The organism is Bacillus cereus group sp. N14 (assembly GCF_016483555.1).
Taxonomy (GTDB): Bacteria; Bacillota; Bacilli; order Bacillales; family Bacillaceae_G; genus Bacillus_A; species Bacillus_A wiedmannii.
In genome coordinates this window covers 103826-127923 of record NZ_JAEHBQ010000015.1, presented here as the reverse complement: position 1 = coordinate 127923, position 24098 = coordinate 103826, and the positions used below count along the sequence as shown (strand labels likewise).

Sequence of the window (24098 nt, the reverse complement as noted above, 5' to 3'; positions counted from 1 at the left end):
CCCATAGAAAAATCCCCTCCATAGTAAACAGATTAATGTGCTTTCTTTTTACTGTCTACTATAAGGGGATCATATCACTTATGAGTTGGCTCTTTGTTTCCAGTTTTTCTCTCTCTTACCTACTCTACCGTTGGGCTATCGCTTGAGGAAGGAGAATTATTTCGATCAATTTATTACATTCGCTATCACTGTTTTAATAGCCATTCTTCCATTACCTTTACTGTTTCATCTCGTTGTGCTTTTGGCGTAATTAAGCTTGCATTATCACCTTTTTGCTCACCATACATGCCAAAATGAGCATGGTTTCCGCCTTTTATCATGTGCATAGTTGTATTCTTTGACATTAACTTTTTATTGTTCTCTATTTTTTCTACAGTTGCTAAAGCATCTACTTCCCCATAAATTGATAACATCGGAATCGATTTTGTAGAGAAGTCATCTGCAGGATACGAACCTAAGAAAATGATCCCGTCTACCTTGTCTTCATGTTGAAAGGCATACTTAGAAATCATAGCTCCCCCCATTGAATGCCCTGCGACATACCATTTTTGAACTGCAGGATACTGTTCCATTACACTGTCTACCGCATTGATTCCAAATATCGCTAAATTTAATGGTAACTTAGGCATTACTACAAAATGCCCATCTTTTGCAAGAGCTTCCCCTAAGTAACTATAAGCCTCAGCTTCTACTTTAGCACCTTGATAAAAAATAACCCCTACTTTAGCACCTTTCTCTCCAAAAACTATATGATCTTCATCATTTTTACCATCTACTAACGACAAAGCCTCTTTCGTCGGTTTATAAGTAAACTGTGACCAAGTCAAAAACGTAATACTTCCTATAAGTAAAATACCTAGTAAAGAGTACAGAATAATTTTTATCCATTTCTTCAAAAAGATGACCTCCCTAAGATGTATATATTCTATATTTTAGATTACCATTAATAAACATAAAAACTCGAGCATTTTTATTATGCTCAAGTTTTTATTTACGTCTTTAATTTATACTATAAATTATCCAAGATAAATATGTAGCAAATGCGGACCATAAAAAATATGGAATTAGCAACCATGTCGATACTTTAGATAATTTGGAAGAAACCGCTATGAGAAGTAACGTAGTAATAGCGACTAGTAAACAATCTACTGTTGCTAAAAATAAATTTTTTTGACTGAATTGAAAGTAGCTGAACGCTTGATTACACATATAATTTAAAAGGAATACAAACCAAAATGTTTTTGGCTTACATCCATATTTGTTGTAAATAATTGCAACTGATAATGCAATAAGTCCATATAATACAGCCCAAATTATTCCGATTGTCATACCAGAAGGTGTCCAAGACGGCTTTTCTAGCGCATCGTACCAAGTGCGATCAATAGGAAATAAAATACTAGAAACATAAAACAAACCATATGTTAGTAAAAATACTAGAATACTAGACTTTTTCATAAACATTCTCCTTTTTACTAGAAGATTATAGAAACTTTATATGATTAGTATGTCCTTGTAATGGATAAAATTCTAATATTTAAATTTCAAATACATATTGTTTAATCTATTTTATACGAACTCTTTCATACTTTTATATGCACAAAGGGCTCTCTCCCGTGCGGCCTTATGATCAACAACTGGCAAAGGATATGTATGACCAAGCTTTATATTGGCCTTTTGTAAAATATGCTCAGGTGCTTCCCAAGGTTTATGTATATATTTATTCGGCATATCTTTTAATTCTGGTACCCATTTTCTTATATACTCTCCATTTTTATCAAACTTTTCTCCTTGTGTGATGGGGTTAAAAATACGAAAGTACGGTGATGCATCTGCTCCACTTCCAGCAACCCATTGCCACCCCATTGTATTATTTGCAATATCAGCATCTAGTAATGTATCCAAAAACCATTTTGCTCCTTCTTGCCACGGAATTAACAAATGCTTTACAAGAAAAGAGGCTACAGCCATTCTTGCTCGATTATGCATAAAACCTGTTTGCCATAGTTCCCGCATTCCCGCATCAATAAACGGATAACCAGTTTCACCCTTCTGCCATACTGTTAATAACTCCTCTTCATTATTCCATGGAAAATGTTCAAAGCTCTTATTAAGAGGTTTATATACTGTAAATGGATAATGATATAGTAAATAATAAGAAAACTCTCGCCAAATGAATTGACGTATAAAACTATTCACTTGTTTTTCAAAAAGACTACATTGTCTTTCGGTACTTTTATTGATTAAGTAATGATACATCCACCTCACTGATATTTGGCCAAATGAAAGATATGGTGCCAACATCGAATGAGCATTTTGATTTGGAAAGTCTCTTCCTTCACTATAAGAGGCTAATTTGCTAGAGAAAAATTTCTTACATGCTTTGTATGCCCCTTCTTCTGTAGGCTCCCATATTGATTCAATATGGGATGTCCACGGTATAGTCGGCAGCAAATGTAATTCTGAAACAGATAAGCTTGCTGGTAAAGAGCTTCCTCCCTTTATACGCTGCACTTTACTAATAGGCTTAGGTATTTCCTGCTTTTGAAATGCATTGTAAAAAGGCGTAAACACCTTATATTCAGTGTTATCTTTCTTTTTAATAATCCACGGTTCTAATAATAAATGCGAATTAAATTCCTTACAAATAATACCTTTCTCTTCTAACATCATTTTCATTTTTTGATTACATTGTAATCTATCTGGATCATAACAAATATTCCAATATACAGCCGTTATACCTAATTGTTCTATGAGAGAAAGTATTTCTTCCAGCGTATTTCCTTTGCGAATTATTAAAGTAGATCCCAATGCCTCAAGTTGCTTTTTGACATCTATTATAGCATGGTGTAACCACCACTTTGATGCACTTCCTATTGAAAAAGTTTCATCTTGTACATATACCGGAAGAACCTCACCAGACTGAACAGCCTCAAATAAAGCTGGGTTATCATATAAACGAAAATCTTTTTGAAACATAACGATAATTTTATTTTGCATAACTATCCCTTCTAATTCTTAAAACATATTAAATTTCATTATATAACAGTAATTTATACATAAGAATTTATTTGTCTTTAATAGTTTAATTGACTTTTTCAACTATTTTATTAGTAGGAATTTTAACAACCATTTCTTTTTCACCTGTTCTATCAATCATGAAACCATGAACTTTAATATCAGAAGGTATTAACGGATGATGACGAATCATATCTATACTCTTCTCAATATTTTCACTAACATTTTCTTGTCCACTTAGCCATGCATTAAGGCTACCACTTGAAAATTCAGGCATGCAATTTTTAAAGAGATATTCTATTTCTCTGTTATTTTTTATGGAGTCACGTTGAATTTGTAGATTAACTACATCAGTTTCTTTATCCTCTATTCCTACAACAAAAATCTCTTCAACATTTTCTTGATAAATAGCAATAATAACAGATCTCATTATATCTCCATAAGGATGTACAATTACAGAATCATAGCTGTGTATAGTCAACATGTTTTCTTGTTGAATGTTGGTTACTTGTTGGATAATAGGCTCTATTCCGTGTTCAATGTCCGTTAATAATAATACTTTTTTATTCTTTGAATTCATATGGAGCACTCCTTCTTCACGATTGTATTTATGGAACTTTTAAACTAGTAATGATAGTTGATTATTTATGACATGATTGTTACCAATTTTTCCATTGTCCTTCTGGATCAACACTTGCCAGTCTAACCCATCCATTTTGAACTTTTTCTCGAAATGTGAGATTGGCATTTAACAAACGCTCTATATATTCAATAGGTGCTTGAATTACAATTAGTAAACGCAGTGGTGAATGATATGTCTCACTATCTGACTGCATAACGGATTGCCAAGGTAAGCCTGGCAACAAGTCACTTCCATTTCCTTGCATAACACCGAGACCTGCCGTTACAGTTTGGGTTGTTTTGTTTCCACTACCATAATAATGAGGAGCTACAGTTGAAGCGTAATATTGTAAATTTATCCACTGAGCTACTGTTCCTGGTCCCGCAATGATGTTAGCTAATATATCGCCACTTTCATCCTGTTTCCAATCATAATTATGAAGGAAAGCCCTACCTTCTAAGTCGCAATCCTGAGTTAATTCACGCTGTCCGATAATAAAAGATGCATTACGGGCTAATCCCCATTCTGGACGTATTTCACTCCAATCTTCTGCAAATCGCTGTGCTTCTTTACCTGGATTTTTTATTTTCTTTTTAAAATTAGGTAATTGCGTTAAGCGCTCTCTATTTGCATCTTGGCTCACATTTGGCATAACCGACTCAATACAATCAAATGCTTCTTGCGCAGTTTCCGAAAGTTCTGGGACATAAATCCATTCCAATTCATCCACTGTCGTCTTATGTTCAGCTGCCGCAAAAATGGTATCCTCAGGAATTTTAATGCCTTCAGCAGACAACGCCTCTCTTACTTCTGGAAGATTACATAAAGTAGCGAAAACTCTTGCATTGAATCCCCCTGCTGCTCCGCCACAAGCACCACACTCAAGCGCTGCTGCATAAGGGTTGTTCGTACTTTGACTACTATGTCCGCACATTACAACTAAAGGCGCGAATTTTTCTGTCAATCCCACCATCTTTAAAGCTTGACGCACATAATTCACTTTTTCTTCTTTCGTAAAACCGATCGGTATCTCGCATTTTGTATCATGAACATGATTAAGCGAGAAGGTTGTATCAGGCTTTTGCAACATAGTTTTACGAAGGTTACGAATGAAACCACCTACTCTTCTTGGCACAAAACTCCTTGTCACCATTTGTAAACCAAGTAAAGGACCACTTACTTCAGGTAGCAACATACTTGTCAATACGTTCTGTTTCATCGTTTTAAATGTATAACGTAACGAACTGCCTACCATCTTACGTTGTTCATAAGATTTACATTCATTTTCATCCGTGAGCTCTTTTATTTGATGTTTCGGTTTTAATATAACTGGCAAAGAAGGATGACTGTCATTACTACCTAGTTCACTAGTCGCAATTGGTAACCCAAAGAAACCAGCTATTCCAAACGTTTCGAACGGACCTAATTTTTCTAGGTGGCGACGAAACGGTTCTGAACGTACATCAATACAAAATGCTAATTGAGCTAATACACGTTTTTTATCATTAGTTGCACGTTGCTTAGAAACAATCTTTTCCCTTAATTGCTCTGCATGCGTCTGTTCCCAAGCTTCCAACCAAAGTTTCCTGCGAATATTTTCATCAAAATGATATGCAAATGCTAATAATTCACTTTGTTCAGCTGCAGGAATTTGTGACCATTCCCGGGTTGAAATATTCCCCCAATAAATCCAAGAAGCTATAAGTGGGACAATCGAAACTTTTTTCTCAACCTTTTGATTTTTTAAAGGTAAATAAGGTTTTACAATGGCCAGTTCCATAGAAATTCGAACTGCTAAATATTCAATCATAAGTTCCTGTTCCTGAGTTGATTGTTGGGAACGCCATAGTATCATTCCTGCCCATCCAGGCAAAGCAAGCAAGTGCCCTTCAAGGTATGCTTGCATGTTAGATTCAGAAATTCCTAATTCAGATAAAGCTTTTGTTAAAGCTATCTGGGCATCCTCTGGCCAATCTTTTAACACTCTACGCTCATTTTTACTGAGCGCTGAATCAAATTTAATAAGGTGATGCCATGCGCGATACAAACCTTTCTCTCGATTTGGCATCGTCCAACTTGACCCGGAGTCATCCAAATATAATTTACACCATTTAATAATATGATAATTAAGAATATCAGATAGATTTTCACTATTTTCATTCTCTATAAGCGAACCTATTGATTGCATAGAAGAGTCTTTCATATTTCCTGTATTTATATAACTCATTTCTTCTGCCAGTTTATTTAATTGTGGCGATGATAATAAACTAAAAGGTAATTCCTCTAATTTTAAAGTTGCTTGGCAAAACTGCTCCGCTTTTTTTCGCGGGATATGAAAAGATTGTGAATCAAGCCAACGAGACAAGCCACTTTGTAAAATTGATTCCTCAATTTCACCTTTCGCCTTTGCCGAATGAATCATAGAATCACTAGGATATATATCCACATTACGAATTTCTTTTAACCAATCTGCAACTTGTTCAAATGATTGTTTTTCAAGTCCCATCCAAGGGTGATGAGCTGCAAATGTAGCAATCGGCCAAAGTGGTGCAATCACTCGGCTAGCAGATTCAACTAAATCATTTATATTCTTTTCTTGTATTTCAATGTTTGTATCTTTCTTTTTTAAAGTCTCTTTCGTTACGATTGACGATATGCTCATCACTGATTACCTCCCTTTGATACATAATGTTTAAGATAGCTTGGATGACTTTCTACTGACTTTTGTCTCGCCTCACCTACTCGAACGAACCAAAGATACATTACAGCAAATATAGTAGAAGATTGATTACGATTAACGAGAGTACTAATAGCACTACCAAATAATAAGAGACATATAACAAAAATAACGGCTGGAGCTGAAGGTTGAACATTTTGATACATGTCAGTATGCAACCATTTATAAAGAGAATTATGAACGGTAAAGTAAATGAGAGAAAATCCAACTAAAATAAATACGCCAACAATTCGTCCCATTCTTCCCTCTCCAAAAACAACAAGTTGTTTCCATGAAAAGTATAATGACCACCCTAAGATGAACGCACTAACTAATTCATACCCTTCTCCAGAAGTCGTAAACCAAAAAGCAATCGCTATAAATAATCCGAAAACACGTCCGACCATAATCCATAAATTAGATATTTTTTCATTAGACTGCTTCACTGCCCCAAAACGTTGTACGGAAGAACCAGCTTGTAAAAACAATGTAGCTTTAAACAAACCATGTAAAATTAAATGAATAACAGCCGCCAAATAAGCTCCTAATGCGCATTGAATAAGCATAAACCCCATTTGTGCAATAGTTGACCCCACTAGCTGACGTTTATAATCAACCTGAACTAGGCTAATTCCTGTTCCTATTAAGACAGAAATACTAGAGAAAATTAGTAAAATGATTTGTGCAATATCATCATGAAAAAGAGGTGAAAATCTAGTTAACATGATACCGCCAGCATTTACTAACCCCGCATGCATAACAGCAGAAACAGGCGTTGGAGCAACAGCTGACTCAATTAACCATGTTTGAAAAGGCCATTGTGCTGCTGGAATCATCACAGCTAATATAATGAATAAGTTAATTCCTGTTTTCTCCAATGTTCCAAATTGAGCTACATTTTCATTCGTTAAAACTGATGTTAACTGCCACTGTCCAGTAACTTGAAAAATCCAGATGATAGCTGATAGCAAAGCAATCCAGCTTATTGTAAATAAATAACTAGAAATTTTTGTTGCTTCACTAACTACTTTCCACCCTTTATTTAGCCCTATGAGTAGAACCAATCCTATAAGAGTTGCTCCCCAACAAATAATCATGAAACGAAGATCATCACTTAACCATGCAACCGAAGATACACCTGTAGTAAATGTAAAAAGTGCAAAGTATTTTCGATATGAGCGATCTCCCAGTAAGTAACGTATAGAAAAACGCTGAATGATTAAACCGATTGTAAGAACAAAGAAAGCCATGAACCAAGCTAAAGTATCTAGATGCCAAGGCCCCACAACTCTATCTCCATTGTGATTAACAAGTGCGAGTAAAGAAACCAATGAAGGCAAAGCAGCGATACCAATGTGGATATGAACAAAACGCAAAGGCATCCTTGCATGTAAAAACAATAATCCACTTAGCCAAGAAGCACTAAGCGCCATAAAAAATAATGTTAACAGTGTTGATGAACTCAGCGAAATTAACATGTATAATACTCCCTTCTAAACGAAAATAACCTATAAAAATTCCTTTTAAGTAAGATAGTTTTTTAATTTCAATTTTCATTCACTCTTTTTCGTACATCGTTTTTTCCCATAAAAAAAAACCGACAACTTCCATAATTCAATGATTTTATATCATCATTGAATTATGGAGATTGTCGGTTTCACTTCAACTAACTTCAATAAAGTTTTTTGAAGAGCTCCCATTTTATAGAGGATAATGTATGTATTACTCCTGTTAAAAAGAAAAGTATATTTCTGATCTCCTAGATTATGCAATCAATATATCAATTTATGTTATGCGCTATCTTTCAATTAAGAAACTTTTTCATTTAGTCAATATTACATATTAAAAAAATGCTAAAGCCTTAATTATAGCAAACTGTTAAAATGAGCATCTATCAATTTTTTAAAACAATTATAAGATAAACCATATTAAGCAGTTTGTCAATTTCTTTATTAGTTTTTTCGAGTGTTATTTCAATGGAAATTCATTATACGTAAATAATTTTAAGTTTACTTCCTTTTTACTTATTACCATGTTAATAAGATGAAATAAAGTACACAACTTGTAGATTTCTTAATTATCTCACTGCATTTTTAGTGTATCACCCTACGGTGGTTTTAATTTTTAAAATTTCTCTTCAAGATTATGAAGCAATTTAAAAATCATTACTCGTTCACCTGTACGGGAGCTTATATCCGTATGAAAACTTTTCACTTTCTCTCCAGTTAATTCTAATATAATCTCTTTTAGATCTTCAATTCCAGATTCAACTAACTCTGAACGATTTTTCTTTATCGTTAGCATACCGTCTTTTGTTTCGCAAACAGTATATTCAGCTGGTGTTAAAATACCTTGTAAATTTACGATAATCATATCCCGTAATATATCTGTCTTAACGGATATAGACCCGCGTCCTAGATAGTCCTTTTCCCAATGAGTAATTGCTTTGCTTATCTCTGATTCAATAGAGCCTTTTGAGCTTTTCATCAATGTATCCTCCTTCAATAAAATAAATTTACAATAACAATATAATAATCTGGATTGATTTTATTTTCAATTATTGAGAAGAATTTATTGGAATTGTTGTAAGGTATCCTTTCATATCATAGTGATTTTTTATATTACAATATAGAATTTTTGATCATTCCCAACAAGATACTCTTACTATAAAGGCTCTGTTGCATAGATTGCTAAAAAGGTCATTGTGGGGGGAGTTGTGTTTTCTTAGCTTGATAGCGATGGGGCAGGACCCCTGTACGTTAAGAGATTAGGTTGTATATTTGAGGAGATGTACGAGACAGGTGTGAATTTAGGGTAATCTAATATTTTCCATTCAAATATGATAGAATAGAAGTATATCCAAAACGGAGGAATAACAAATGAACTCAAACACAAAACAGTTTATTTATGATATCCAGCAACGAAAGAACAATTATATAGAAAATGCTTTAATAGCAATACAACACCCTAAAAAAGAGCAATCTGAACAGGTCATTCAAAATATAGTAGAGAAAATGGATATGATGATTAGTCTAGTTACTACGTACATGAGGATTGAATCTGGATCTACGAAAGAATTAAAAGAACTTCAGAAAGAAATTATCCATGCTCAAGCATATATCCAAAAACGAAAATTTGAAGAAACACAGAGATAAAACCCTGTGTTTTTATTTGATGTTCTATGACGCTAATCTGTTATAAATCAAATTACATGTAATTTGATTATTGTTTTGGCATAATCCATACAATTTGTTGAATGCGTACAATATATGGCACCGTATCTTCAATGAGCAAATGATCGGGTTTCAGATCCTTTAATTTACCTCTTATATTTCCTCTTACAGTTTCAATAACCACTTGTTTACCAATTACTGATTGTAATGTCTGATATACATAGGGATTAGGCACACTTACCATATTTTGTTTACTAAAGTCATTTCCCTCCAAATAACTCATTCTATAAGACTCCTTTCTAACTCGCATTCTTTCTCCTAATATATGATGTAAATCTTATAAATATGCTAGAAGGATAATTCATTATATGAACGGAAATAACATTTTAATAAGATACGGTTTCTATTCCTAAATTGCTAAAAAATGATTTATATAAAGTTACTTTTACTAGTTAATAGGTGATGATATAGGGATATTTTGAATGTACATCTAGGTTGTTCCTTTCAGGATATGTATCATTTTAAATACGCCCTTTGTTAGAATAGTACTCATACTTTTTTTGAGATTCTTTCGTAATACGTGCGTTAAGTAAAATTGCTAACAATAAAAACACTCCATATTTTCCCCCTGTAGCTCCTATGATAATCACACTACTACAAACAAGTACAATTAATAGGATAAACGAAACTAAATAAATACGATCATAATTCTTTGACATCTTCTCGTATTTTATGCGTTCTTTCCTTGCATCCATCTAAATTCCTCCTTTAAATAATCCATTTCACTCTCAAATAAATCTAGCCCTTAAAAAGGAAACAATCTATCGTTTCAAATAATTAGTTTGTTTTTTATCAACTAATTTATATAACGTAAAAAGAAATCCTACCAATATTAAGCTCTCCACCATGATAATCCCGACCATCTCCTTCCTTTTAATCCCAACAAATCAGATAAAATTTATGTATATCCCATATTAGCTGCAACAAGCAAAAAGGATCCCCCTTCTCTTAAAGGCCGATCCTTTTCTCCTTGTATGCAACTATTTTTACCTATTCTTGATTAATTAGAATAATAGCTGGTCCATCTACACGAATTCCACCAACTTCGATTTTTTCATAAGACTCAACTGTAATAGAGATGATCCCTTCTCGCTTCTTTAATTCATTACTTAATTCTTTTGTTAACATTTTTTTCATGTGTGTACTCCTTCTTACTGCTTAATTTACTATTGGTATGTAAATAAAATTTAAATTGGTTTCCTGGTCTGGAAACCAATTTTTTGTAGTTGACCATATGGTGTTACCAGTTCGTTTATCAATTTTACGTAAAGAAGATAAACAATTACTATTCACCGTCTCAGTAGATATAAGGCACTCTTACAGATAGTGGTGAGATTGATTGTTTTTTCTTCTAGAAATAATGACTTAGATAGTATATTACCTAAAACAATGAAAGCCCTACCTCTCTTTCATCCTTACGGCTCCTTGTCCGTGCCAGTGTGAATCAGGATTGTAAAAATCAAGTGACTATTTAATCGAGTTATTTGATGAAACTTCAAACGTTCGTAAAAGAAATTTAAAAATAAAAATGGATTAGATTGAAGTAGTAACAAAAGAGGTATCTACTCTAAAAGTGAGTTGAAGAAATTGAATATCTTTGAAATACTTTCCTTTTAATAATCAACATACATCCAGAAAATTCAGGATATTCCCGAGAGATGTCATACAGTATTTATAATAAATCTCAACAGAAACTTTTTATTTGTTTTTCAGTGATTCCTTTAATTAATTCTAGCTCACTGACCAAAAATTTATATGCATCATCCAACAATTTTTTTTCGCTTGTATTCAGTGCTTTTTCCTTCTTTATACGGATTAAATCACGTATAACTTCAGCACCTTCTTGTATTTCACCCGTTTTTATTTTATCTGTGTTTACTTTATACCTTTGTTTCCAAGGCATTAATTCGCCTGATTCTCCATGCTGAAAAATGTGTATAATGCGCGTTAATGTAAGTATATCAATAACTGGGCGTATATTCGAACTCAATATTTTGCCCTTAGGAATCATGATTTGCATATTACTAATGGACATTTTTATGACATAATAAAGTTGCTTTTTCCCTGAGAACTCTTTTTCTTCTATGGCTTCAATTATACCTGCTCCGTGCATTGGATAAACAATGTTATCGCCAATTTGAAACATATAACCCACCTCCATATGTGGTAACCTTCTCAAGCTTAACACATACGTTATTTTTTATCAAATATTTAATAATATCATGAGTTTATTTTTGGTGTCAACTACTTTTTATTCAGAAGTTAAATTAAGGAAAACAGCCGCAAAATAATAGAGAGCGTTCTAGATTTCAAATAAAAGAAAAGGGCATTCCCACGCGTATATTCTGAAATCTCTACTCATTAACGTAGATCAGTTTTTCCTTGAAAACGGCCAAATCGATCCCGTATTTTTTTCAATCTTATATGATACTCCAAAATCTCAATTCTTGCTTTTTCTGCTAGAGGGGCAATTGGTCGTAAGTCTTTTAACCCCCAATACTCAACCACTACATCAAGTACTTGATCAAAATATTGTAGTGGCCCATAGTTTGCTTCTTTTGCAATCACAACCATTCTATTTTCAAAATCAGGCATGACGGCACCTGGCATTTTAAAATTCCTAATCACATTGGCAATATAGTAGCAATAATTTGGTTCCAATTCTAAATGTGTTCGAATAACGTCTCGATAAAACGCATAATGAAGTGTTTCATCTTTTGCAAGACGGCGTAATAATGTAGCAAGATCTGGATCATGCTTACTTGCCACCTTAGCTACATTATTGTAAAACACCATTGTTGCAAGTTCTTGTAGCGTCGTATACGTCATGGCTTCGATTGGTGTATGAAAATCAGGCTCAAATCCACACTCAACGACTGATTTTCTTAATTCATGTATACGTTTAGGGTTTACACTTCGAGTGAGTAGTAAATATGTCTCTAATAAATTCGAATGTTGATCCTCTTCTGAGGTCCAAGTATGAATAAAGTCTGTAATAACAGAAAGGGAACCTTTAAAAGTCGCAGATAAATACGTTGTAAACCATGGTAAATTCACTTCTGTTAATAAAGCTGTTTCAATGGCCGTAATTACACCAGAAGGGAGAGTAACTTGACTTTCATCCCAAGGAACTCTTTTAAAGTCCATTCCCTTATCCCATGGTAAAAACTCATGATAACCCCAGTCTATCTTCTGTGCTCTTATTTTATGTTGTTCATACAGTTCTTTTAAACGTGGTTCTAATCGGAAATCTAAATCATTTGTTAGCATATAAGCGCCCCCTTTTCTTACTATGAATATTCAGCTTATTTTTATCCTTAAAAATTTTCTACAAATAAATATTACTTTCCTTTTTTTAAATCAAACATAACAAACTTGTAACAAAACTCTTTAAGAGCGCTATATTTTCATAGGATTTTTTTATCAAAAGAGGGACCGTTACATCTATTTTCTTTTTTATAAAATAGATATTGAGGCAAACAATATGTTAGTTAGTCAAAATAAAAAACTAACCTCAGTAAATACAGAATAACATTCATGGATAAAGATACTCGTCATGTTGTAAATTTTGGTGAGTGTAAAAAGGTGCATGCCTATAAAGAATCGTTTTATAATAAAGATTGATAGTGTTTTATATACACTATCAACTTATTTGGACGTAAGATTATAATCCGATATATTAGATTAAGCGCTTGAAAAAAATACAGTTGATGAGATAGCCTTAAACGACAATTCCCAACAAGCTTAATGCACATTGGCTATGATGAGTTAGACCAATTTTTGTAAAACAGTATACAACAAAAAGGGACGAGGCGATAAACATGCAGTCAACGGAAGCGCATATGAAGGAAAAACAACGTAGAGAAAAAATAGAAATTATATTTAGTCACAGGGTAAAAGGAGAGAATTTTTTTCACGGTTCTTCCTATCAATGGAAAAACATTGTATATCAAAATTATAATAGGATACAACAAAAAGAGTTGGAAATTGAACAACTCATTTCGAAAATGGAAAAAGAAGGGATCCGTTTTACGCAGCACCGTTCACTCATACACTATCCCGTCATTGATTTCGTAAAATATATAGCTAAGATTTATAAAGAGCCCCTCGAAATAAAATAATCATATTTATAAAAGGTTTATTTCCGGGGATTTTTTTAACTTAAAACCAGGGGGACTGCCCCATTTCCATCAAGATAAAGTTTTATAACACCCCCAAAACGAAATTTTTAGGTTTTATTGTGAAAAAAGCCTATTTATCGTTTTGGGGGTGACCTGTTTTCTTAGGTTGATGGCGTAGGGGTACCGCCACATACCCATCAAGCTAAAGATGTATATTCCATGCACTTCCGTTCTTGATGCTCACATGCTTGATATTTTTATTTGTTTTTAAAGTTGCTTTTGATTAAAAGGGAAAATACACGCTATAAAAATAAAACCCCAATATCTCTATATTAAAATCGAGAAATCGGGGTTTAGTCACGAAACAATAGTTTTTATTTAAAACAAATAACTAATTAATAATCCTGCTGATAATAAGAAACCAAAAATCGTATTTGTCATCGCTGTTGATTTCATTGCGATGCGCATATACCCTGGATCCTTTGCACCTTTTTGGAAACTTTGAATGGCAGAGATTGGCTTTCTCAAACCTAGGAACATAACTAATGCCCAAGGGCTTATATAACCCATCAATACAATCACCGCGATCCATAAATAAGCAATGAAAAAGGCTACAGCTAGTGTTACTATTGCTTTTTCTCTCCCAAGGAGGATTACTAATGTCTTTCTTCCACCTTTAATATCTTCTTCGATATCTCGGATGTTATTCGACATGTTGATTGCACCTACTAAAATTCCAATTGGAATAGAAATCAATACACTTTCAATTGTTATCGTATTCGTTTGAATAAAGAAAGCGATGAGTACAAAACATGTCCCCATTAACAATCCAGAAACTAATTCTCCAAATGGAGTGTACGCAATTGGTAATGGACCACCTGTATATAAATAGCCAACCGCCATCCCAATTAAACCGATAACGACTAACCACCAGCTACTATTCATACAAATATAAACTCCAATAATTGCTGCTAGTACATACAATAAAAGTGCAACTGTTAAAACATTTTTTGGTTTCAATCCATGACGAACAATTCCACCACCAATTCCAACAGAATCAGCAGTATCTAATCCACGTTTGAAATCATAGTACTCATTAAATAAGTTCGTTGCGATTTGCAATGCTAAACATGCAACCATCATCGCAATAAATAAAAGCCAATCAATTTTGGCAACATAAAGTGATGCCACTGTTCCTAAAATTACAGGAGAAAACGTCGCCGTTAACGTATGCGGGCGCGTCATCTTCCATATTAATTTAGCGGAACTAATTTCTTTTTCTGTCCCCATAACTCTGTTCAATCTCCGATACGATAAACTTAACTAAATCTATACAATTCAATCAAATTTATCTCGTTCAACAAAGGGCGCAATTCCTTAGCCAGTTCTCTTATGAACTTCTCATATTTTCACATGAGCGCAGACTATATGTTTATCTCTTTAGAGATAGAGGATTTTTCCACCACCATAGGCTTGTGATGTACTCTCGTCAGTTATGCGAGATAGTCGTTGAACGTTCATCTTATCCATTTTGACTTAGATGATTCGATGCGGAAGACCCATTATTCTAGTGTTTAGGATTTAACCTTACACCATCTGATTGATTTTTTCTGCTTTCGCAACATTCACGCTCGCCATTTCTAGCCACGTTGTAGTTCAATCAGCTTTAGGGATTACCCGCAGTTAACCCTCACTACTAGCCAATCACTTGACTAGCAGGGCTTACTGATATATTTAATTAACTTTCTTTATAATTGGTTAAATAAATCGTAACAGTTAATTACCCTACATTTAAGTATAAATTACTAGCAGTATCTTTCTATCTATTTCCTGCTTCACATCTATTATACCAAAAAATGAATTGGTAATAGAACTGTAATGCTCTTGCTTATCCCTCTATCACTCTTGAATTCAGTTTTTCAAAAGAAAATCCGTTGCTCAAATTCGAACAACGGACCTTCTTTATTTGAACCAATTTAAAACATCCTCAGCAATCTCTTCTGGTCTATCCCAATGCATTAGGTGCCCTGTATCTATATACAGCTTAGTCGTAATATTAATATGCTTCTTAAATTCCGCAATCTGTAATTCTCTTATTTCTAAATAATTATGTGGAAGATCACAATACAATAATAAAATATCGCTTTTAATTTTATGAGATTTCAATGTTTTATACACCGTATATTGGAACTTAATTACACCTCTAGCGGTATCGCCAGTAGCATGCCATTTCACTTTATTATCTTCTTCTTGCATTAAATCATAAACCGCACGTTCTATTAATGGTGACCACCTGCTGTAAACCATTTTTTCTGATTGGATGAATGCTTCTTTACTGTCAAAAATATATTCATCAAAATCTTTCTCGTAATGGGTGATTCCTTCTTCTAATGACCGCGGTGGGCACTCTCCTTCTTTCGCACCTTTATATAGCTCCGCAAAATAATTTGCATTCATTTTACCATGATGATAACCACCATCTAGCAAAACCATTTTATTCACTTTTTCTGTACATTCTGCTGCATAGTGAAGCGCAACGCTTGCTCCCCATGAATGCGCTAATATATGAAATGTTTCTTTTCCTATCTGTTCAAGTAATGCTACTACCCAATTTGTTAAATGAGATGCACCGTAATCTTCATCCTTCTCAAAACTTGGTGTATTCCCATGTCCAGGTAGATCAAACGATACAATATGATAGTTCTCTTTTAAAAGTTCCGCTATTTCTATAAAACTTAATTTTGTACTTCCTAAACCATGAAAACAAATGATTTGAGGATTACTTTTATCTCCCCATTCACAAACACTTGCTTTATATTCGCCAAATTCTACAAAAAAGTGATTCATTTTAATCTCCTCTAATTATCAGATATAAATTAGTTTGAATGCGAAATTGTTTTTTCAGAATAAATGAATTCGACAAAATTATCCAAATCCCTTTTTCGTAAATGATTTTTATAGAATAAGAAAGTTAACTCTAGTTGAAAGCACGAAACGCTTATCATTTCAGTTAATAGTTAGACTACATCTTCACCCCTATAAAATTAATATAGTTTAATAATTGTATTATACGCTTATCATATGTGTGATTTTTCAAAGTCCTATCCAGCCCATTTTTTGCTATTTGTTTTCTTTCTTGTACATGCTCCAAATAATACTCCGCTTTTTGTATAAACTCTGGTGCACTATTAAACCTTTCTATTTCAACACCTGGTATGTAATGCTTTGCTACATCTGGACGTATATCCGTTAATTGAAAAGAACCTACGGCATTAATTTCAAACGTCCTATTATTTACTGAATATGCTTGGATATTTGCAGAATTACAATTCAATTCCTTATCACTTGGTGAACGATGTAAATTTATATTGATTTTAGTAGAGGCGTAAAATTGTAACGCATCTTCATACTTTGCAAGTGGCAAGAGTTGTATTTTATCCTTTAATCTTTCATAATTCTTTAACTTCTCCCAACCAAATCCCACAATTTTTGTATTTTTTTCTGCTAAATACTCTGAAATAGAATCAACAAAAGTAAGTCTATTTTCAAATGCTGTACCTATAAAACTAAGATCATATTTATATGTATCTTCTTCCTGAGAAGGTTTAAACACATCTTGATTTGCTGCTAACGGAAGATGAAATACATTCTTACATCCTAATCCTCTATAAAACTTGATACAATTTAAATCTTGCGTAAATATGTAATCATAGTACGGCACAAGATGTTGTGTTACATCCGTATAATACGGATCATCTGTCAGCCAAAGTCCAGTAGTAAAACCTGCACTCTTTAGTACTGGCATGACACTAATAATTCCCTCGTTTAAACCACCAAGTACCAAAATAAAATCCGGTTTCATTTTTAATGCGGTTTCTATCGCTCGTTCTGGGTTCACCATAATTGTATTACTGTTTACCTTTTGTAAACTATTCAAAATTGCTTCTTCGATCATTGGATAATAAAAAGGAATGCCTGATTGAATAAATAAAATTTTCTTAGGCGTATTGTCTTTCATGTCATCTCCCCTATTTCTACATAATCAAAGTACACAAAAATTAGCAGTCTTTATTCATTTTATGACATCTTCCTTTACATGTATAAGCAACGTTTATGTCCATTATGTTGCACTTCCCTCTTTTCACAGGCTAACGACCATACTTCTTTTATTCATATCCCTATCATGATATATCTATCATTTTTTATTACTTATACAACTTCATAAAAGAAAAACAAAATTATTTTCTCCTTTTATTATCAGTTACACCATTTCGTAATACAAAGTTGCGCTTTTTACTCATGCTTCTATATATATCAAAAGATACACTTTATATATAAATAGATGAAAAGGAGTAAATAAAATGAATGCATTAGTATCTGCAAGGAATGTAACAAAGATTTATAACAAAAACCAATTACCTGGACTTAATAAAGTGTCATTTGATATTAAAGCGGGCGAATTTGTAGGTATCATGGGGGCCTCTGGATCTGGAAAAACGACTTTATTAAATATTTTATCCACTATCGACACACCTACAGATGGCGATATTTTTATAAACGGGGTCAACATCGAAACGCTTAACAATAATAAATCTGCTGATTTTAGGAAGGATTATTTAGGTTTTATTTTTCAGGAGTATTTTTTACTTAATAGCTTAACAGTAAAGGAAAATATTGCGGTTCCCCTTACTCTGTTAAAAAAATCACCAAAGGAAATTGAATCAACAATAGAAAGTTTAGCACGGCGTTTTGGAATATTTGAGCAATTAGGCAAGTATCCTAGTCAGCTGTCGGGTGGACAAAAACAAAGAGTTGCAGCTGCAAGAGCCCTTGCGAAGCAGCCTAGTATTTTATTTGCAGATGAGCCAACAGGCGCATTAGATTCAAATTCTGCAACAGAACTACTTCAAAAATTAAAAGAAGTAAACGAGGAACTTCAAACTACAATTTTAATGGTAACTCATGATGCCTATGCAGCTAGTTTTTCTAGTAGAATTTTAATATTCAAAGACGGGAACATTATAAAAGAATTAAAGAAAAATAAGCAAAATAGAAAAGAATTTTTTGAAGAAATATTAAAAGAAATCTCTAAAATTGATGAAAATCGATATAACTAGAAATATGAAAGGAAGATTGAACTATGGGATTATTTACAATTGCAAAAAAGAATTTAAAAAATAACTTCTCCTTCTATTCATTCTATTTTATTTCAGTAGCTTTTGTACTGATGGTATTTTTCTCCTTTATCTCTTTTTCCATGAACGACATTGTTATGGAAAAGATTTCGTCTGACGATAGAGTAGAAACAATGTCAAAAACAGTGGCGATCTTTGTTATGGCATTTGTACTATTCTATATGTCATACTCTAATACATTTTTTATGAAAAAAAGAATGAACGAGCTCGGCATTTACTCCCTTTTAGGATATAGAAAATCAACGATTCTAAAACTGTTAACTTTTGAAAATATAATAATTTGCTTTGCTGCCTTACTTGTAGGAATTATTTTTGGTGCTATTGCTCATAAAGGGATTGTAGGAGCGATAATTAAAATATTAAAATTACAAATAGATACTTCTAAAGTACCATTTATTAACCTTGATGCAGTACTATTCACCTTTTCTTTTATCTTTGCTGTTCTTTTTGTTTTATCTTTATCAAATTGGATTATCCTTCGAAAAAGTTCCTTACTAACTTTAGTACGTATGGAACAAAAGGAAGAAAATAAGGTGAAAATTAATACAGCTTTTTCACTACTAGGATTATTTTTAATTTTAATTGGCTATTTCTTAGCTATCGATATTACACGAGGCATGAAATCCTTGTGGAAAACAATTGGCTTTTCACCAATTGCTCTCTTAACAATGTTCAATGTAATATTAGGAACAATCTTCTTTATTCATTCTTTTTTACCATATGCTATTCAAAAGCTGAAGAAAAATAAAATATGGTTTTATAAAGAATCCAATATTATCGTCATCCCAAACTTTATATTTAAAATCCGTTCAAAAGCAAAAACATTAATTTTGTTAACCTTATTAACCGCTGGAACTTTAGCTATTTTCAGTTCTACTCTACTGACACTTTACTATCCAGTTGCCGCTACAGAACGTATCGTACCTTCAGCTATTGAATTCCCATTAGAAGATAAAGAAGTAGCCAATAAAGCACTACAAACTGTACAAAACACTGTCGATAAAGAAAGTATGAACTATACAGAAACAACCATAATTAACGGAAAATCTAATTCTGAGAGTTTGCCAAAAGAATATAGTATAAAAAAGGAACACGGATTTGATCTTATCTCTGAGTCCGATTACAGAGAGTTAATACATGTTCAGGATAAAAATGTAGAATTTAATCATTTAGCTAAAAATGAAAGCATCCTAGTAAAATATCGACCTGAAAAAGAAAACCCAGATAAAGGGAAAATATATACTTTAAACGTAACCGCTACAACTAATATAGACGTTAAAGTGAAAGACACTACATTACTTAATCCCATTGGATTTGCAAATAGTGTAGGAACGCTTATTATCTCGGATCAACTGTATAAAGAAATAAAAACTTTAAAGCTACCACAAAAAACGATAGTGAGTTTTAATGGGAAAGATATGAGGACTAATAAAGCTGTTTATGAAAACTTAGCCCCACTATTTAAAAATAATATGTATTTTACAAGCAGTTACCAAAAAAATGATTATATTATTCAGCAAAATAGCTCAACGTTCTTGCTTATTAGTTTTATTACTATCATCTTCTTTATTGCAACAGGCAGTATTCTCTATTTCCATAACCTTTCAAGTGTGATGGCAAATAAAAACGAATTTATTATTTTAAATAGAATGGGTTATAACAAAAAGAAGATAAAAAGAATAATAGGTAAAGAAATTTTCACCTTGTTTAGCATTCCATACATATTAGGATTAGCACATAGCATTTTTGCATTAGTTGCCTATAAAACCGCGTTAATGGATGACCTATTAGGGAAAAGCAGTGCCTTTATATTACCTATTCTTTTTGCAGTAATTATTTTTACTGTTGTATATATCGTTTATTATTTGTTAACAAAAAGAGCATGTTATAAAATTATATTTAACAATAAAAAATAAACACTTAAAAATAAAGCTGATGATAAATAAAAAACATCAGCTTTATCTATATGTAATCTAGCAAAGGTTCGTGATTTTATGAAAAACTACTATGAGCAAAAACAAATTTTAATTTTAATTAACCAACTTTGTATGATTATTTTTTTATGCTATGAATTTTCAATGAACAATATTATAGGAACCGCAAAATTACTCCCTTTACTGTTTATAACGATCATGTCCATTTATGGATCATATATTAGTTTTATCAATTTAAAAAACAATACTCTATTATCACAGTTTTCGAGTTTACTACTTTTTACTTCTTGGCAGTTTTTACTTACACTAAATGATGAACAGATTTTTCGTACATTCAGTACACTACTGAGTGTCTTGATTCTATATAAAATCGTGCAATTTATACTCCTATTCTTTTTCCAAGATTCTATTTATAGTTATAAAAAAGAAAAGGATTGGATTTTACAAGTTACATGTTTACTAACATTAAGCGCATATTTAATAAACGATAGAATATTTTCCATTCTATTTTCATTTCAATGGCTTATTAGTGTTAGTTGTATTATTTTTCTGTTCCTGCAACATTACAAACGAATACAATTTGTTTGTAAAAGTGAAAAAAAGCATTTACTTAAATCTACTGCAATTCTTATCGTTCCTTTTATCGTATATGTTACGTTCTTTGGAAAGAGTCCCGAATACGTAAATAATTTAGGATGGTACATAATAATTTTGTTTCCCCTATTTAGTATTCATGCAATAGCTTTTAAAAATCATATGTCTATAAAACAATATTTCCCCTTAAAAAAAGGCGCAATCACTTTTATGTTTTTATGCATTTTTATTTTTATAAGTGTACTCGGGGTACTATTTCAATTTAATATGGTAACTTATTTCATTTTTATACATACAATTATTTGGTTCGTTCAGCTTTATTTCACATTATTATTTCAAGACACAAAAAACACTATCTCAAATTTGAATACAAAAGAATTAAAAACTTTGCCAGACAGTTCTTATGTTCATAACTTAGTACAAATAGTGAAAGAAGAACAATTAAAAAGTGGATTTTCTAATTATTTACACGATGAAATACTACAAGACATATTGGCTGTAAAAAATATGATGAACAAATCTAACAAAAAAGAAATTCATGACATGATTGTAGCCACACTGGACAACTTAAGTCATACAATACGCATTGAAATGCAAGAGTATCATCCAACTCTATTAAAAACACTTACATTAAAAGAAAATTATCTTAATTTACTCAAAATGATACAAAAAAAATATGAAATGAAACATGTTAATATATCCTTTAAGTGTAATGACGACTTGTTTTTAGTAGAACCCTATCAGCTTGTCGTATATCGAATTTTAAAAGAACTAGTAACGAATGCATTCAAACATTCAAATTGTTCACAGATACATTTACATTTAACACAACAAAATGGTGAAATACAACTTATTGTGAAAGATGATGGTATAGGTTTAACAACTACCGACGCAGACATACTAAATGGTCATAAAGGATTGAATTCAATTAACGAACAGCTACTTTTATTAAATGGTAAAATGACCATTTCAAATAGCACTCCTTCTGGTTTATGCATTACTATTTTTATTCCGATGAAAGGAGACGATTCCTATAAACATTTTATTAATAGATGATCACGCTTTGTTTGCAAAAAGCTTGGAAATAGCCTTAGAAGATTATCCTGAAATAGATGCCTTTCACTCATTACAAAATATCGAAAATGTCATTACAATTATCAATCAGTTTAAACCAGATATTATCTTACTAGATATTAATTTGAGCAATATCAGTAGTGAAGATGGTTTGGAAGTAGCTAAAATGATTTTGGATAGTAAATGTAATACAAAAATAGTTATATTAACAGGTTATGATTTACCTGTTTACCAGTATGAAGCTCAAAAACTAGGTGTGAGTGGTTTTATTAATAAAAATATTTTACCTGAAGTATTGGTTCAAATATTAAGTGACATTAATAAAGGCGCATCTCATTTTCCAACCTCTACAGAAATAATTGAAGAATTAACTCATAGTGAGAAACAAATTTTACAATTACTATGTGATGGCTATAAGCGCAAAGAAATTGCTTCCATGCTATACGCTAGCGAACGTACAATTTCCAATCACATTCAACACGTATTTGATAAATTAAACGTTTCCTCTTCTTTAGAAGCTGTCACGAAGGGAATAAAATTAGGGTATATTCAACCAAATTATTAATAAAACATGATACATAAAAGAAAGAACCAATTCACATGAGTTGGCTCTTTCTTATCTTATAAAACTTCAATAGTTACACTAGCTAGATTTTACTTTTGTAACCCATTAATAATTATATCTGTATTCCATTTCATCATTTTCAAGTAAGTATCTCCATCCTCACCTGATTTACCTAGTGAGTCTGTAAAAATTGTACCCGCAATCGGTACGTTTGTTTCTTTTGAAACAGTTTCCATGCTACGTCGATCTACACTTGTTTCAACAAATAAAGCCGGAACTTTGTTTGTTTGAATTAAACTTACAACATCTCTAATTTGATCTGGAGTACCTTGATTTTCTGAGTTGATTTCCCAAATGTATCCCGTCTTAATGCCATATGCTTTTCCAAAATATTTAAATGCACCTTCACTAGAGATTAAGAAACGTTTTTCTTCAGGGATTTGATGAATTCTATTCACTGTCTCATCATGCAACTTTTGAAGTTCGGCTACATACTTGTCGGCATTTTTAGTATAGAACTCTTTATTTTTAGGATCTTCTTTAATTAATGCCTTTTTCACATTTTCAGCGTATACAATACCATTTTTAATATTCATCCATGCATGTGGGTCTGGCTCTTTTTCTAATCCTTTTGTTTCTAAATAAATAGCTTCTACACCTTCACTTACTTTATAAACAGGTGCATCTTGCTCTGATTTATTTGCCGTTTTCAATAGTTTTTTAAACCATGCTCCGCCCTCTTCTAGGTTTAACCCATTGTAAAACACCATATCTGCATCTGTCATTTTCATAACATCTTTTGGTAGTGGATCATATTCGTGTGGGTTAGCTCCAATTGGAACAAGACTATGAATCTCAACGTTATCTCCACCAATTTGCTTCACCATATCATATATAATGGAGTATGTAGTTACAACTTTTAATTTCCCACTTTTCTCTTCTTTCCCATTTGTGTTACTAGAACACGCTGTTAATGCAAATACGAACATACAAACTACCGATAATAAAATATTTTTAAATTTCATCATT

At 32.4% G+C, this 24098-nt stretch carries 22 protein-coding genes; 6 read left to right on the top strand and 16 right to left on the bottom strand.

Annotation, left to right across the window (positions count from 1 at the left end; genetic code table 11):
- Nucleotides 1-185 precede the first annotated feature (185 nt).
- From JDS82_RS20385 to JDS82_RS20355, 7 genes are all read right to left on the bottom strand, one after another.
- On the bottom strand, nucleotides 186-896 hold the full coding sequence (locus JDS82_RS20385) for an alpha/beta hydrolase (RefSeq protein ID WP_000758808.1): 711 nt from the start codon (nucleotides 894-896) through the stop codon (nucleotides 186-188).
- Nucleotides 897-999: 103 nt separating this feature from the next.
- On the bottom strand, nucleotides 1000-1455 hold the full coding sequence (locus JDS82_RS20380; protein WP_000749773.1) for a TspO/MBR family protein: 456 nt from the start codon (nucleotides 1453-1455) through the stop codon (nucleotides 1000-1002).
- A gap of 111 nt (nucleotides 1456-1566) precedes the next feature.
- The gene (locus tag JDS82_RS20375) at nucleotides 1567-2997 is read right to left on the bottom strand and encodes a cryptochrome/photolyase family protein (protein ID WP_048566112.1); all 1431 of its coding nucleotides are present in this window, start codon (nucleotides 2995-2997) and stop codon (nucleotides 1567-1569) included.
- An 85-nt stretch (nucleotides 2998-3082) separates the two neighbouring features.
- On the bottom strand, nucleotides 3083-3595 hold the full coding sequence (locus JDS82_RS20370; RefSeq protein WP_001086238.1) for a carbonic anhydrase: 513 nt from the start codon (nucleotides 3593-3595) through the stop codon (nucleotides 3083-3085).
- A gap of 79 nt (nucleotides 3596-3674) precedes the next feature.
- Nucleotides 3675-6299: a DUF2309 domain-containing protein gene (locus JDS82_RS20365; RefSeq protein WP_199713833.1), complete on the bottom strand. Its 2625-nt coding sequence runs from the start codon at nucleotides 6297-6299 to the stop codon at nucleotides 3675-3677.
- On the bottom strand, nucleotides 6299-7831 hold the full coding sequence (locus tag JDS82_RS20360; protein ID WP_199713832.1) for an NADH dehydrogenase subunit 5: 1533 nt from the start codon (nucleotides 7829-7831) through the stop codon (nucleotides 6299-6301). Before JDS82_RS20360 ends, JDS82_RS20365 begins: the two co-directional genes overlap by 1 nt.
- A gap of 646 nt (nucleotides 7832-8477) precedes the next feature.
- On the bottom strand, nucleotides 8478-8840 hold the full coding sequence (locus JDS82_RS20355; RefSeq protein WP_025118617.1) for a Na-translocating system protein MpsC family protein: 363 nt from the start codon (nucleotides 8838-8840) through the stop codon (nucleotides 8478-8480).
- Between the two features lie 392 nt (nucleotides 8841-9232).
- Between JDS82_RS20355 and JDS82_RS20350 the strand changes: the two genes are divergently transcribed.
- Nucleotides 9233-9508 (top strand): hypothetical protein, encoded by a 276-nt coding sequence (locus JDS82_RS20350; RefSeq protein ID WP_001087713.1) that lies wholly within the window; start codon nucleotides 9233-9235, stop codon nucleotides 9506-9508.
- A 67-nt stretch (nucleotides 9509-9575) separates the two neighbouring features.
- On the opposite strand, the gene JDS82_RS20345 is transcribed toward JDS82_RS20350, so the two are convergent.
- From JDS82_RS20345 to JDS82_RS20325, 5 genes are all read right to left on the bottom strand, one after another.
- Nucleotides 9576-9809, bottom strand: coding sequence for a YuzF family protein (locus tag JDS82_RS20345; protein ID WP_048566108.1), 234 nt, complete (start codon nucleotides 9807-9809; stop codon nucleotides 9576-9578).
- Between the two features lie 238 nt (nucleotides 9810-10047).
- Nucleotides 10048-10281, bottom strand: coding sequence for a hypothetical protein (locus tag JDS82_RS20340; protein ID WP_000340034.1), 234 nt, complete (start codon nucleotides 10279-10281; stop codon nucleotides 10048-10050).
- Nucleotides 10282-10576: 295 nt separating this feature from the next.
- Nucleotides 10577-10723, bottom strand: coding sequence for a BC1881 family protein (locus JDS82_RS20335; protein ID WP_000738548.1), 147 nt, complete (start codon nucleotides 10721-10723; stop codon nucleotides 10577-10579).
- A 547-nt stretch (nucleotides 10724-11270) separates the two neighbouring features.
- Entirely contained in the window at nucleotides 11271-11732 is a 462-nt protein-coding gene (locus JDS82_RS20330; protein WP_000486298.1) for a CarD family transcriptional regulator, read from the bottom strand.
- 215 nt (nucleotides 11733-11947) lie between these two features.
- Entirely contained in the window at nucleotides 11948-12856 is a 909-nt protein-coding gene (locus tag JDS82_RS20325) for an acyl-ACP desaturase (protein ID WP_199713831.1), read from the bottom strand.
- A gap of 551 nt (nucleotides 12857-13407) precedes the next feature.
- On the opposite strand from JDS82_RS20325, the gene JDS82_RS20320 reads away from it, so the two are divergent.
- Nucleotides 13408-13707, top strand: a complete 300-nt coding sequence (locus JDS82_RS20320) for a hypothetical protein (protein WP_001191994.1) — start codon at nucleotides 13408-13410, stop codon at nucleotides 13705-13707.
- A gap of 378 nt (nucleotides 13708-14085) precedes the next feature.
- Here JDS82_RS20320 and menA read toward each other — a convergent pair whose 3' ends face one another.
- The 3 genes from menA to JDS82_RS20305 all read right to left on the bottom strand — a co-directional run bounded on the left by menA (nucleotide 14086) and on the right by JDS82_RS20305 (nucleotide 17725).
- Nucleotides 14086-14997, bottom strand: a complete 912-nt coding sequence (gene menA / locus JDS82_RS20315; RefSeq protein ID WP_000536371.1) for a 1,4-dihydroxy-2-naphthoate polyprenyltransferase — start codon at nucleotides 14995-14997, stop codon at nucleotides 14086-14088.
- Nucleotides 14998-15669: 672 nt separating this feature from the next.
- On the bottom strand, nucleotides 15670-16554 hold the full coding sequence (locus JDS82_RS20310) for an alpha/beta hydrolase (protein WP_199713830.1): 885 nt from the start codon (nucleotides 16552-16554) through the stop codon (nucleotides 15670-15672).
- A 175-nt stretch (nucleotides 16555-16729) separates the two neighbouring features.
- Nucleotides 16730-17725 carry a CgeB family protein gene (locus JDS82_RS20305; RefSeq protein WP_064449514.1) on the bottom strand — a complete coding sequence of 332 codons (996 nt, stop codon included), beginning with the start codon at nucleotides 17723-17725 and terminating at the stop codon, nucleotides 16730-16732.
- 343 nt (nucleotides 17726-18068) lie between these two features.
- On the opposite strand from JDS82_RS20305, the gene JDS82_RS20300 reads away from it, so the two are divergent.
- The 4 genes from JDS82_RS20300 to JDS82_RS20285 all read left to right on the top strand — a co-directional run bounded on the left by JDS82_RS20300 (nucleotide 18069) and on the right by JDS82_RS20285 (nucleotide 23069).
- The gene (locus tag JDS82_RS20300; protein ID WP_199713829.1) at nucleotides 18069-18824 is read left to right on the top strand and encodes an ABC transporter ATP-binding protein; all 756 of its coding nucleotides are present in this window, start codon (nucleotides 18069-18071) and stop codon (nucleotides 18822-18824) included.
- A gap of 23 nt (nucleotides 18825-18847) precedes the next feature.
- Nucleotides 18848-20818: an FtsX-like permease family protein gene (locus tag JDS82_RS20295; protein ID WP_199713828.1), complete on the top strand. Its 1971-nt coding sequence runs from the start codon at nucleotides 18848-18850 to the stop codon at nucleotides 20816-20818.
- A gap of 78 nt (nucleotides 20819-20896) precedes the next feature.
- The gene (locus tag JDS82_RS20290; RefSeq protein ID WP_199713827.1) at nucleotides 20897-22486 is read left to right on the top strand and encodes an ATP-binding protein; all 1590 of its coding nucleotides are present in this window, start codon (nucleotides 20897-20899) and stop codon (nucleotides 22484-22486) included.
- Complete coding sequence (locus tag JDS82_RS20285) at nucleotides 22464-23069, top strand: response regulator transcription factor (protein WP_116891148.1); 606 nt, start codon at nucleotides 22464-22466, stop codon at nucleotides 23067-23069. Before JDS82_RS20290 ends, JDS82_RS20285 begins: the two co-directional genes overlap by 23 nt.
- Before the next feature lie 89 nt (nucleotides 23070-23158).
- Here the strand turns inward: JDS82_RS20285 and mntA are convergent, their stop codons facing one another.
- A complete protein-coding gene (mntA, locus tag JDS82_RS20280; protein WP_048559871.1) occupies nucleotides 23159-24094 on the bottom strand; it encodes a manganese ABC transporter substrate-binding protein/adhesin MntA in 936 nt (311 codons plus the stop codon).
- Nucleotides 24095-24098: the final 4 nt, after the last annotated feature.

Coding starts and splice junctions, on each gene's coding strand:
- JDS82_RS20380 (WP_000749773.1), bottom strand. CDS start 1,455: ATGAAAAAGTCTAGTATTCTAGTATTTTTACTAACATATGGTTTGTTT.
- JDS82_RS20375 (WP_048566112.1), bottom strand. CDS start 2,997: ATGCAAAATAAAATTATCGTTATGTTTCAAAAAGATTTTCGTTTATAT.
- JDS82_RS20370 (WP_001086238.1), bottom strand. CDS start 3,595: ATGAATTCAAAGAATAAAAAAGTATTATTATTAACGGACATTGAACAC.
- JDS82_RS20365 (WP_199713833.1), bottom strand. CDS start 6,299: ATGAGCATATCGTCAATCGTAACGAAAGAGACTTTAAAAAAGAAAGAT.
- JDS82_RS20360 (WP_199713832.1), bottom strand. CDS start 7,831: ATGTTAATTTCGCTGAGTTCATCAACACTGTTAACATTATTTTTTATG.
- JDS82_RS20355 (WP_025118617.1), bottom strand. CDS start 8,840: ATGAAAAGCTCAAAAGGCTCTATTGAATCAGAGATAAGCAAAGCAATT.
- JDS82_RS20350 (WP_001087713.1), top strand. CDS start 9,233: ATGAACTCAAACACAAAACAGTTTATTTATGATATCCAGCAACGAAAG.
- JDS82_RS20345 (WP_048566108.1), bottom strand. CDS start 9,809: ATGAGTTATTTGGAGGGAAATGACTTTAGTAAACAAAATATGGTAAGT.
- JDS82_RS20340 (WP_000340034.1), bottom strand. CDS start 10,281: ATGGATGCAAGGAAAGAACGCATAAAATACGAGAAGATGTCAAAGAAT.
- JDS82_RS20335 (WP_000738548.1), bottom strand. CDS start 10,723: ATGAAAAAAATGTTAACAAAAGAATTAAGTAATGAATTAAAGAAGCGA.
- JDS82_RS20330 (WP_000486298.1), bottom strand. CDS start 11,732: ATGTTTCAAATTGGCGATAACATTGTTTATCCAATGCACGGAGCAGGT.
- JDS82_RS20325 (WP_199713831.1), bottom strand. CDS start 12,856: ATGCTAACAAATGATTTAGATTTCCGATTAGAACCACGTTTAAAAGAA.
- JDS82_RS20320 (WP_001191994.1), top strand. CDS start 13,408: ATGCAGTCAACGGAAGCGCATATGAAGGAAAAACAACGTAGAGAAAAA.
- menA (WP_000536371.1), bottom strand. CDS start 14,997: ATGGGGACAGAAAAAGAAATTAGTTCCGCTAAATTAATATGGAAGATG.
- JDS82_RS20310 (WP_199713830.1), bottom strand. CDS start 16,554: ATGAATCACTTTTTTGTAGAATTTGGCGAATATAAAGCAAGTGTTTGT.
- JDS82_RS20305 (WP_064449514.1), bottom strand. CDS start 17,725: ATGAAAGACAATACGCCTAAGAAAATTTTATTTATTCAATCAGGCATT.
- JDS82_RS20300 (WP_199713829.1), top strand. CDS start 18,069: ATGAATGCATTAGTATCTGCAAGGAATGTAACAAAGATTTATAACAAA.
- JDS82_RS20295 (WP_199713828.1), top strand. CDS start 18,848: ATGGGATTATTTACAATTGCAAAAAAGAATTTAAAAAATAACTTCTCC.
- JDS82_RS20290 (WP_199713827.1), top strand. CDS start 20,897: ATGAAAAACTACTATGAGCAAAAACAAATTTTAATTTTAATTAACCAA.
- mntA (WP_048559871.1), bottom strand. CDS start 24,094: ATGAAATTTAAAAATATTTTATTATCGGTAGTTTGTATGTTCGTATTT.